Origin of the sequence: Pseudomonas izuensis, from assembly GCF_009861505.1 — a bacterium.
In the GTDB taxonomy this organism is placed as follows: Bacteria; Pseudomonadota; Gammaproteobacteria; order Pseudomonadales; family Pseudomonadaceae; genus Aquipseudomonas; species Aquipseudomonas izuensis.
On record NZ_WTFT01000001.1, the window covers coordinates 1 to 10,811 of the forward strand.

At 60.1% G+C, this 10,811-nt stretch carries 9 protein-coding genes; 3 read left to right on the forward strand and 6 right to left on the reverse strand.

Features of this window, described 5'->3' with window-relative positions:
• The coding region (locus GPL81_RS00005) for a DUF6531 domain-containing protein (RefSeq protein WP_246218858.1) at nucleotides 1–1,895 on the reverse strand (1,895 nt) is incomplete at its 3' end.
• Nucleotides 1,896–2,143: 248 nt separating this feature from the next.
• On the opposite strand from GPL81_RS00005, the gene GPL81_RS00010 reads away from it, so the two are divergent.
• Nucleotides 2,144–2,839: an HAD-IA family hydrolase gene (locus GPL81_RS00010; RefSeq protein ID WP_160104721.1), complete on the forward strand. Its 696-nt coding sequence runs from the start codon at nucleotides 2,144–2,146 to the stop codon at nucleotides 2,837–2,839.
• Between the two features lie 127 nt (nucleotides 2,840–2,966).
• Here the strand turns inward: GPL81_RS00010 and GPL81_RS00015 are convergent, their stop codons facing one another.
• A complete protein-coding gene (locus GPL81_RS00015) occupies nucleotides 2,967–3,713 on the reverse strand; it encodes a 3-oxoacyl-ACP reductase family protein (protein ID WP_160104722.1) in 747 nt (248 codons plus the stop codon).
• A 125-nt stretch (nucleotides 3,714–3,838) separates the two neighbouring features.
• Here GPL81_RS00015 and GPL81_RS00020 point away from each other — a divergent pair, with 125 nt between their 5' ends.
• Nucleotides 3,839–4,762, forward strand: coding sequence for a LysR family transcriptional regulator (locus GPL81_RS00020; RefSeq protein WP_160104723.1), 924 nt, complete (start codon nucleotides 3,839–3,841; stop codon nucleotides 4,760–4,762).
• A 121-nt stretch (nucleotides 4,763–4,883) separates the two neighbouring features.
• On the opposite strand, the gene GPL81_RS00025 is transcribed toward GPL81_RS00020, so the two are convergent.
• From GPL81_RS00025 to GPL81_RS00035, 3 genes are all read right to left on the reverse strand, one after another.
• A complete protein-coding gene (locus tag GPL81_RS00025; protein WP_160104724.1) occupies nucleotides 4,884–5,612 on the reverse strand; it encodes an aspartate/glutamate racemase family protein in 729 nt (242 codons plus the stop codon).
• 71 nt (nucleotides 5,613–5,683) lie between these two features.
• Nucleotides 5,684–7,225 (reverse strand): NCS1 family nucleobase:cation symporter-1, encoded by a 1,542-nt coding sequence (locus tag GPL81_RS00030; RefSeq protein ID WP_160104725.1) that lies wholly within the window; start codon nucleotides 7,223–7,225, stop codon nucleotides 5,684–5,686.
• Nucleotides 7,226–7,801: 576 nt separating this feature from the next.
• The gene (locus GPL81_RS00035; protein WP_160104726.1) at nucleotides 7,802–8,536 is read right to left on the reverse strand and encodes a phosphoadenylyl-sulfate reductase; all 735 of its coding nucleotides are present in this window, start codon (nucleotides 8,534–8,536) and stop codon (nucleotides 7,802–7,804) included.
• Nucleotides 8,537–8,699: 163 nt separating this feature from the next.
• On the opposite strand from GPL81_RS00035, the gene thrH reads away from it, so the two are divergent.
• The gene (gene thrH, locus GPL81_RS00040) at nucleotides 8,700–9,317 is read left to right on the forward strand and encodes a bifunctional phosphoserine phosphatase/homoserine phosphotransferase ThrH (RefSeq protein ID WP_160104727.1); all 618 of its coding nucleotides are present in this window, start codon (nucleotides 8,700–8,702) and stop codon (nucleotides 9,315–9,317) included.
• 86 nt (nucleotides 9,318–9,403) lie between these two features.
• Here thrH and pabB read toward each other — a convergent pair whose 3' ends face one another.
• On the reverse strand, nucleotides 9,404–10,747 hold the full coding sequence (pabB, locus tag GPL81_RS00045; RefSeq protein WP_160104728.1) for an aminodeoxychorismate synthase component I: 1,344 nt from the start codon (nucleotides 10,745–10,747) through the stop codon (nucleotides 9,404–9,406).
• Between the last annotated feature and the right edge of the window lie 64 nt (nucleotides 10,748–10,811).

Below are 10,811 nucleotides of genomic sequence, written 5' to 3' on the forward strand. Positions count from 1 at the left end.
CCCGACCCCGGCCCCCGCCCCGGGCCCACCCCCCCCCCCAGGTCAAAGCACTGGTAGTCGACGGCGATCAGGTGCTGGCGGTCATAACGCAGCCGCAAACAACGCCCGGCGCCGTTATCCAGGCGCTGGATGCGGCCGGAAAAATCGCGTTGCACCGTCAGCCGATTACCGTAGGCGTCGCTGATGGCGCTCAGACGCCCGCCCATAAAGTGCTGGAAACGCGGCGCCTCACCGGCCAGCGCCACGATCAGCTCATCCGCCTGCTCGCCGAGGTAGATCGCCGCCCGCGCCAGGCTGTTGTGGATCGCCGGGCGCGCCTGGCTCGGCCGGGGAAACGGCGTGCGGCGGTTTTCCGGGTCGATCCAGGTGACCGTGTCGCCGTCGAGCTCCAGGCGCTGGCTCAGTGAATGGCTCCAGCCGAAGCCGAGGCCGCTGTCGAGGTCGACGGCACTGGTGCGATACAGGCGGGTGAAGGCGAACGGCAGCAGACCGTCGAGGGTGCCGTCGGTGAGGCTCAGCAGTTCCTCGCCGGTGACCAGCGACAGCGGACAGCCGTGGGTGGCGGTGTGGGCGGCGGGTTCGGCGCTGTCGCCGTTGGGATTTTTCGCCGGTTTGGGAACGTCGTCCCGATGTTCCTGTCGCCCTAGGCGCGTCCTTGCTTCAGACTTGTTCCGCGCAATGGCAACCGGATTGTCTACCAGCCTATCGGCCGAACCCGCCGTTCTGATCTGTAGCGGCACGGCAGGTGCAGGCTTCAGCGGTGCGTTTCGGGCACTCACCATCAAGGGCTTGAGAGCGCCCGCGTGAGCGGTCAGGTCAGGGCGGCTCGTGAGTTCTGCCAGTCGCAAACCCGCCGCGGCCAGCCGGCGTCGAGCACGCTCGGACTTGATCCTGCCCAGCACTTTGGTGCTCATGCCGAGCTTCAGCCCTATAGGACCGGTCAAGCACACCAGCAGGAAACTGATCAGCAGCTCTGTACGAATTTGCGCCACGATTTCGGCGATGTATTGCGGCGGCAACATCTTCAGCCAACTGGTGAAAGCCGCCAGATAAATGAACATCAATGGCTCGTCGCTCAGCACCAGCAACAGATTGGCGATGGCGTCGGTCGATGCCTTCAGCAGCGTCTCGAGTTCGGCCTCGGTCAGGTATTCAAGGAGTTTTGCGCTGTTGGCCTGCAGGTCGGCGATCAGGGCGTAGAGCTGCTTTACGTCATCCCACAAACCGTTCAGCGCGTTCTCGAAGCCCCGCCAGTCGGCGCGTTGCAGCATGCCGTAGCGTTGGGTGAAGCCTGCCTCGGAAAACCCGGCCCACTGTGTTTGAAACTCGCTCTCCCACTCGTTGCGCAACCAGCCTTCCAGCTCACTGACGACCCCTTGGTAGGAGTCGTAAAGTGCTTTGATGTGATCAGTGGTGACGTTGGGAAAAAAGGTGATGCGGTAACGATTGCCGCGCCAGCAATCGGGGATTTCGAGGATGCCGCCGGGGCCGATGGTTTTGTGAATCGGTGCGCCATACTGTGATTCACCCTGACCTTCGTTGAGCAAAGGTTCGAGCATCACTGGCGTATTGCCGATCGGCACGAAGCGCGCCGCTTCAAACATATGCACCAGAGTCAACGGTCCGCTGGCGGGGCACATGGCGACGGTGGAACTGATGGGTGTGGTGGCGTTCTTCGGCGCGCTGAGGCGGACGTCATTGCCGACCTTGAACACCTGCTCGACATCCAGTGCGCCGCCGGTCCAGAAGCTTTCCGCCCAGGCCTCGTAGTCGTTGAGGCAGAGGCGGAATTCACCGAGCAGTGCTTCGATGTCCGGTCGCTCCGGGTTCATCGCGGCGACCACCAGCAAGCCAATGGTGTTGTTCAGGGCCAGCAGCTTGTCAGGATCGAACATGCGCAGTCTTTCGCTCGGCTGAAGAGGGAGCGCGAAACTCTGCGGTGGATCAGTCGAGAAAGAAGTCGGGAAAGGTGGTGTTTGCTGTAGGGCGAATCGCTAAATCATTGTCATTGTTTAAACAGGGCTCGTTTTTTGCCCATTGCTCTATGCCAGCCGCGCTCGCTATGCTGCTGAAACCTTTAATCCATCACGGAACCGGCCGCACCCGAGCCGCCTGGGATGCCATTGAAAACGGATCTGATGCGATGAATGCAGCGCTGAATGAGTTCGGCCCGATCAAGGCCGTGATATTCGATATGGACGGCTTGCTGCTGGACACCGAGGGCATTTACACCGAAGTCACGTCCATCATTGCCGGGCGCTATGGGCGGATATTCGACTGGAGCATCAAGCAGAACATCATCGGTCGTGGCGCCGGCGACCTGGCCCGTTACGTGGTCGAAGCGCTGGACTTGCCGATCAGCGCCGAGGAATTTCTGCTGATCCGCGAGCCCCTGATGCGCGAGCGTTTTCCTACAGCACAAGCGATGCCAGGCGCACAGGAATTGGTACGGCATCTTAAGGCCAATAACATTCCCATCGCGGTGGGTACCAGTTCGTCGAGCCAGTCGTTTGGCCAGAAAACCACCTTGCATCGGGAGTGGTTCGCGCTGTTCGACACCATCGTCACTGCTGATGACCCGGAAGTTGGCGCGGCCAAACCGGCACCGGATATCTTCCTGGCCGCTGCGCGACGCCTGGGTGTTGCGCCGAAGGATTGCCTGGTGTTCGAGGACTCGCCGTTCGGTGTCACGGCGGCGAAAGCGGCGGGGATGACGGCAATTGCGATTCCGGATGTTGCGATGGCTGATGAAAAATACGCACACGCTGATGGGATTCTTCGTACGTTGAAGGCGTTCAGGCCGAGTGCTTGTGGTTTGCCAGCGCTCAATTGGGCCTGACACAAATCCCGATGTAGGAGCGAGCCTGCTCGCGAAGGCGGTGTGTCAGGTGACATTGATGTCTCTGATCTACCGCTATCGCGAGCAGGCTCGCTCCTACAGGGGGATTGTATTGAGCTGACCTGTATCAGGCGCCGAAACCACCGTCGATAGTCAGGCTCGCACCGGTGATATAGCCGGCTTCCGGACCGACGAGGTAGGCGACAAAACTGGCGATCTCTTCGGCTTTGCCGTAACGCCCTACGGCCATCAGCGGAATCAGGCTGTCGGCAAAGTCACCATCGGCCGGGTTCATGTCGGTATCGACCGGGCCGGGTTGCACGTTGTTGATGGTGATGCCTTTGGGTCCGAGGTCCCGGGCCAGGCCTTTGGTCAGGCCGACCAGCGCCGACTTGCTCATGGCGTACGGGCCGCCACCGGCGAAGGGCATGCGATCGGCGTTGGTGCTGCCGATGTTGATGATGCGGCCACCCTCGGTCATGTGGCGGGCGGCGGCTTGAGTCGCGATGAACACGCTGCGTACGTTGATGGCCAGGGTCTGGTCGAAATCTTCGAGTTTGAAATCTTCCAGCGGGGCGACGGCCAGCACGCCGGCGTTGTTGACCAGGATATCCAGTTGACCAAAGGCTTCTACGGTGGCGTTCACGGCATTGCGAATGGCGTCGGCATCGGCACTGTCAGCCTTGATGGCCAGGGCTTTGCCGCCGTTGGCGATGAGGCTGTTTTGCAATTCTTCGGCCTTGGCCGCGGAGCTGACATAGGTAAAGGCGACTGTCGCGCCTTCAGCGGCCAGGCGTTTGACGATGGCAGCGCCAATCCCGCGGGAGCCGCCCTGGATCAAAGCCACTTTGCCGCTGAGGTTCTGAGTAGTCATATCGATCTCCAAAGTCCCGAGGCAGGATGTCCCGGTTGATGGAGCCTAGTATCGATTTCCGATTACACGCTGTGTAGACGGTAATTACGATAGTCTGTGTAAACCAAAAGTTTATAGTGACGACCATGGAAACCTTCAGCAGTATCGAATGCTTTGTGCGCAGCGCTGAGGTCGGCAGCTTCGCCGAAGCCGCACGACGCTTGAGCCTGACACCGGCAGCGGTGGGCAAAAGCGTCGCCAAACTTGAAGCGCGGCTGGGTGTGCGGCTGTTCCAGCGCAGTACCCGCAGCCTGACGCTGACAGAGGCAGGTCAGCTGTTCCTCGGCGAAGTCAGTGCCAGTTTGCACACAATCCAGAATGCCGTGGCCAATCTCGCCAGCGCCGAGGGGCGTCCGGCGGGGACGTTGAAGGTCAGCATGGGCACGGTGTTCGGGCGCTTGTATATCGTGCCGTTGCTCGGGGAGTTTTTGCGACGCTTTCCGGCGATCAACCCGGACTGGCATTTCGATAACCGTCAGGTCGATCTTATCGGCCAGGGCTTCGATGCTGCGATTGGTGGTGGATTCGAACTGCCTCAAGGCGTGGTGGCGCGCAAACTGACACCGGCCCATCGCGTGTTGGTCGCTTCTGCGGACTATCTGGCGGCGCACGACGCAATCATCGACCCCGACGATCTCAAGCATCACGATGGCATCCTGATTCGCTCGCCGCAGACCGGCCGCGTACGCTCCTGGCAGTTGACCAGCCGCAGCCGGCAACACAGTCCGCTGTCCCTGAAAGCGCGTATGACCATGAGCGATTCGGAAGCGGCGTGTGCCACGGCGACCCAGGGCCTGGGCATTGCGCTGGTGAGCATGCCCTTCGCCGTGGGCTATCTGGACGCGGGCAAGTTGCAGCGGGTATTGCCGGACTGGTATGTCGATGATGGCAATATTTCGATCTATTACGCCGAGCACAAACTGTTGCCGGGCAAGACTCGGGCGTTTGTCGATTTCATTATCGAGCAGTTTGCCGAGCAGGGGTTGGGGCAGAGGTTTAGTGCCATTTGATACCGAGGTGTGGCCATCGCGGGCAAGCCTTGCTCCCACAGGTTTTGTGTCGTACCAAGGTGATGTGAACGGCGCAGAACCTGTGGGAGCAAGGCTTGCCCGCGATGAACGATAACGCGGTCTACCGTGCAAACCGCCCCGGCCAGCCAATGATGTTCTTCGGCCGCGGCGTCGCATAAGTCCGCACCTTCGAGGTGGACAACCCCAACCGCACCAGCGATTCGGCAATGGTTACTGCCGCCGTCACTCCATCCACCACAGGCACGCCGGTACGTCGGCGAATCTGCTCATCCAGCCCGGCCATCCCGCCGCAGCCCAGGCAAATCACCTCGGCCTTGTCCTGGGTCACCGCCAGTTCGGCCTGCCGCACGATGGCCTCCAGTGCGCGTTGCGGCTCGTGTTCCAGTTCCAGTACGGCCAAGCCACTGGCCCGCACCGAAGCACAGCGATCCCAGAGACCGGACAGTTTCAGTCGATCTTCAATCAACGGCACGGTGCGGTCGAGGGTGGTGACCACCGAGTAGGCATGACCGAGGAACATCGCGGTGCTCGCCGCCGCATCGGTGATGTCCACCACCGGCACGTTGAGCAGTTCTTGCAGACCTTCACGGCCGTGTTCGCCGTAACCGGCCTGGATCACCGCATCGAAGGGTTGGTCGTAGGACATCACCCGGTCCATGACCGCTATGGCGGCCAGGTAGCTTTCGAAATTGCCTTCGATGGAGTCGGCGCCAAAGTGGGGTGTCAGGCCGACGATTTCCGTACCGGGAGAAGCAACGGCCTGCGCCGAACGGGCGATGGCCTGGGTGATGGATTCGGTGGTGTTGACGTTGACCACGAGAATTCGCATGGGAAGTCCTTTTAGCGGGATGCTTATAAAAGAGTGTGTCTGCGGCCCGACACTGCCGGGCCGCGATGGAGTCAGTGGCTGACGTTATCGACGGCGATGGATTCACCGCTGACGTCGGCGTAATGAGGTTGGCGTTTGGCGATGATCAGGTAGAGCATTCCGGCAATACCGGCGCCGATCAGCCAGGAGAATGGCGATACCAGGTGGAAGCCGGGTACCAGCGCCAGAACGATGGCGATCAAGGCAGCGGGAATGAACGCCGCCACGGCGCGCAAATTGACCCCGCGACTGTAGTAATAAGCGCCGTTCGGGTCTTCGCTGTACAACTGCGGCACGTTGATCCGGCCTTTTCGTACCAGCCAGTAGTCGACCATGATCACGCCATACAACGGGCCGAGCAGCGCGCCAAGGCCCGAGAGGAAGTACACGATCACCAGTGGGCTGTTGTAGAGGTTCCACGGCAGGATCAGCACCGCAATGGTTGCGCTGATCAGCCCTGCCCGGCGAAAGGTCAGGTATTTGGGCGCGAGGTTGCTGAGTACGAAGGCCGGGGCGACGAAGTTGGCCATGATGTTGACCGCCACGGTGACGATCAGGAACGCCAGGCAACCGAGGACCAGAAAGAACGTGTTGGGAATCGAAGCAATGATTTCGGTCGGGCTTTCGATGATCCGGCCATTGATCTGAAATTGCGCGCCGCACAGCAGGACGGTGATGGAGGCGAACACCAGAATATTGACCGGCAAGCCCCAGAAATTTCCGACCTTGATGGTCTTGCGGCACGGCGAAGAACGGGCGAAATCACAAAAATTAAGGATTAGCGTGCCGTAGATCGCCAGCCACAGCGCGCCGCCGGCAAAGATATTGCGCCACATCTCACCGCCGCTCAGCGGCTCGCGGATCGACCAGGCGATGGTTGCATTGGCCTGAAAGTACATCCACCCGGCGAGTGAGGCGACAGTCAGCAGAATCACCGGCCCGGCAAACGCCTCGTAGCGCCGCACCATCTCCATGCCGTAAGCGAGAATCGCCAGCTGCACGAACCAGATTGCCACGAAGCACACCCAGCCCAGGGTCGATAGGCCCAGGATCGAGTCATGGTCATAGTCGGCGAAACCGGGGTGTATGGCGGTCAGCAGGACACGGAAGACCACCGAAGCCAGGTACGTCTGAATCCCGAACCAGGCGATGGCGATGACGGCGCGGATTAATGCAGGAATTTGCGCACCGTGGATGCCGAAACTGATCCGGCTGATGACCGGAAACGGCACACCCGTCTTTTGGCCCATGTAGCCGGAGAGATTCATGAAGCAGTACACCAAAGCCGCACCGATCCCCAGGGACAGCAGAATCTGCCAGCCACCCAGGCCCAGGGCATACAGGCCGATGGCGAACGAGTAGTTGGCGATGTTGTGAACGTCGTTGGTCCACAGGGCGAAAATGCTGTAGCGACCCCAGCGTCGACCTTCGGCCTTGGTCGGCGCCAAATCCTTGTTGTGCAGGCGCGGGCTGAGCACCACGGGGCATTCAAAGGTTTGCTCGCCGACGGTGTGAGTGGAATGGGAGGAGGGTAGATCCAGCGCAATATTGTTATTGGAGAGGCTTGTACGCATTCCGGCAGGCTCCTGATGCTCGACGCCGCGATGACTGTGCATGAGCGTGGGCTCGACAAATCTTCGTCGCGGGTGGCGAATATCATTGGTTACGGGGCATCTGCAGCCTGTACGGGATAGGGCGCTTCAGGCTTGCGGATCTAAAGTGTATGTATGCTTTGAATTGATTGTATACAAAACATGTATGCACTTAAGCCAGATCTGTGCCAGTCCAGAATCTATGGAAATCGCTGCTCATTTCGTTTTGTTATCAGTGGAGGCTAAACCGCTGAAAAACGGGCGATATAAGCTGACTGATCGAACAGGTATTTATTTTCTGGACGGGGTTTCAGAAGGAGTGGCAGCGCAATTTGAGGCGGGGGAAATGTAACTTTTGGGGGCGCAGAAACAAAAAGTGCACACATAAATGGCACCGATGGTGACATTTGTGTGTACACATTTTCTCGGGTTGGATGGAAATCCTGTGGGAGCAAAGCTTGCTCGCGATCGCGGTGTTCCAGTCAATACAGTTGTTGAATGACACGCCGCTATCGCGAGCAAGCTTTGCTCCCACAGGAGACATCACACGGCCATTGATCAGGACTTGCTGATGATATTCCCGGCGTGCAACCCGCATTCCTTCTGCGTGGCTTCTTCCCACCACCAGCGACCTTCACGCTCGTGCTGGTTCGGCAATACCGGGCGGGTGCAGGGTTCGCAGCCGATGCTGATGAAACCGCGCTCATGCAGGCTGTTGTACGGCAACTCCAGCATGCGGATGTAGCCCCAGATCTCTTCGCTGGTCATCTGTGCCAGCGGGTTGAATTTGTACAGGGTGCGCTCCGGGGTGGAGAACGCGCTGTCGATTTCCATCACCGCGACGGCGCTGCGGGTGCCGGGGCTCTGATCGCGACGCTGGCCGGTAGCCCAGGCTTTGACGCCGGACAGTTTGCGGCGCAGCGGTTCGATCTTGCGGATGCCGCAGCATTCGCCATGGCCGTCCTTGTAGAAACTGAACAGTCCCTTTTCCTTCACGAACGGTTCGAGTTTGGTGTAGTCCGGCGACACCAGTTCGATGTCGATCTTGTAGTGCTCGCGCACCTGATCGATGAAACGGTAGGTCTCGGGGTGCAGGCGACCGGTGTCGAGGCTGAACACCTTGACGTTCTTGTTCAGCTTCCAGGCCATGTCCACCAGCACCACGTCTTCGGCACCGCTGAAAGATATCCACAGGTCATCGCCGAACTCGGAGAACGCGAGTTTCAGGATGTCCTGGGCAGATTTGTTGGCATAGGTCGTGGCGAGTTCCACGACGTCGAACGTTGGGCTCATCAGGGCGGCTTCCTACAGGTCGGTGGCGCTGGGCGCTCTATATGGAGTCGATGTTAACAAAAAGCTGCACCGACCGGGGCGTCCTCTGCGTTGCGCGGTGGGGGTGGAGTCGCTAGAGTTCGGGCTCGCTCGACTCAATAAACAATACAAATGGGAGTGTCTTGTGGAAATTGCCTGTCTGGATCTTGAAGGTGTGCTGGTCCCGGAAATCTGGATCGCGTTTGCCGAAAAAACCGGGATCGAATCCCTCAGGGCCACCACCCGGGACATTCCCGACTACGACGTGTTGATGAAGCAGCGTCTGCGGATTCTCGACGAACACGGCCTCAAACTCGCCGATATCCAGGAAGTGATCGCCACGCTCAAACCGCTGGACGGTGCCATCGAATTCGTCGACTGGCTGCGTGAGCGCTTCCAGGTGGTGATTCTGTCGGACACCTTCTATGAGTTTTCTCAGCCATTGATGCGTCAACTGGGCTTTCCGACCTTGCTTTGCCATCGTCTGATTACGGACGAAACAGGGCGGGTGACGGGCTATCAGTTGCGTCAGAAAGATCCCAAGCGTCAGTCAGTCCTGGCGTTCAAGAGCCTCTACTACCGGGTGATTGCGGCGGGGGATTCCTACAACGACACCACGATGCTGGGCGAGGCGGATGCCGGCATTCTGTTTCATGCACCGGACAATGTGATTCGCGAGTTCCCGCAGTTTCCGGCGGTGCATACGTTTGAGGAATTGAAGCAGGAGTTCATCAAGGCTTCGAATCGGGCGTTGAGCCTTTAGTCGTCTGTTCTGACGCCTTCGCTGGCAAGCCAGCTCCCACAAGAGCGATACAAATCCTGTGGGAGCAAGGCTTGCCCGCGATGCTTTTAAAGGTTTTGAAGGGTTTCGAGCAACACCTTCACCTTGGTAATCGATTCCTGATACTCCGCCTGCCACTCGGAATCCGCCACAATCCCGCCGCCCCCCCAGCAACACACCTGCCCGTCCTTGACCAGCAAACTGCGAATGGCGATGGAGCTGTCCATCTCGCCGCGCACGTCCAGGTACAGCAAAGAGCCGCAATACAACCCGCGTCGGGTCGGCTCCAGCTCGTCGATGATCTGCATCGCGCGAATCTTCGGTGCGCCGGTAATCGAGCCGCCGGGAAAGCTGCCGGCGATCAGGTCCAGTGCGTCCCGGTCATCCGCCAGTTCGCCGGTCACGCTGCTCACCAGGTGATGCACATTGGGGTAGCTTTCCAGGCTGAACAGTTCCGGCACCCGGACTGAACCGGTGCGGCAGGTGCGACCGAGGTCGTTGCGCAGCAGGTCGACGATCATCAGGTTTTCCGCACGATCCTTGGGGCTGGCCAGCAGTTCGGCGGCATTGGCGGCATCTTCGGCAGCCGTGAGGCCCCGCGGGCGCGTGCCTTTGATCGGGCGGGTTTCCACCTGGCGCTCGCTGACTTTGACGAAGCGCTCCGGTGACAGGCTCAGCACCGCGCCACCGTCTGGCAAGCGCTGGAAACCGGAAAACGGCGTCGGGCACGCCAGGCGCAAGGCGCAATACGCCGCCCATGGATCACCCTGGCAGGGCGCGCGGAAACGCTGGGCGAAGTTGACCTGATAGCAGTCGCCGGCCTGGATGTATTGCTGAATACGCTCGATCGCCTGTTGATACTGATCAGCACTGAGGTCCGCCTTCATGGGCGCTTGCAGTGTGAACCGCTCGGCCCCTTCAGCGGCGGGCTGGTTGAACAGCTGGATCAGGCGCTGGCGCTCGCTGTCGGCCAGCGTCGGGTGAAACACCAGTTGGCTGGTGGCCTGCAGGTGATCGCTGATCAGTGCCCAGTCGTACAGGCCGAAACGCGCATCCGGCAATTGCAGATCATCCAGGGCCTGGCTCGGCAGGTTCTCCAGGTGGCGGCCGAAGTCGTAGCTCAGGTAGCCGATCAAACCGCCGGCGAATGGCAATTCATAGGGTGCGGGCAGGGATGCTTCACCCAGTCGCGTCAGGTTATCCCGCAGACGCTGCAGGAAATGGCCACCACTTTCGTCAGGCGCCACCGTCAACTGTTCCAGCGGCCAGGCACTGAGCAGGTCAAACCGTCCGCGCTCGGCGCTGGGACGGCCACTGTCGAGCAGCACGGCACCGGGGGCATGTCGAATGGCCGCGAAGTACTCGGCGGGGTTGGCACGATAGGGCAGCGGGTATACGGAACAGGTCAGCATGGGCGGGTTGGATCAGCCATCGAGGCGGGGTGGCGATTGTAGTCCCCTGCGGGATTTGGTCCTA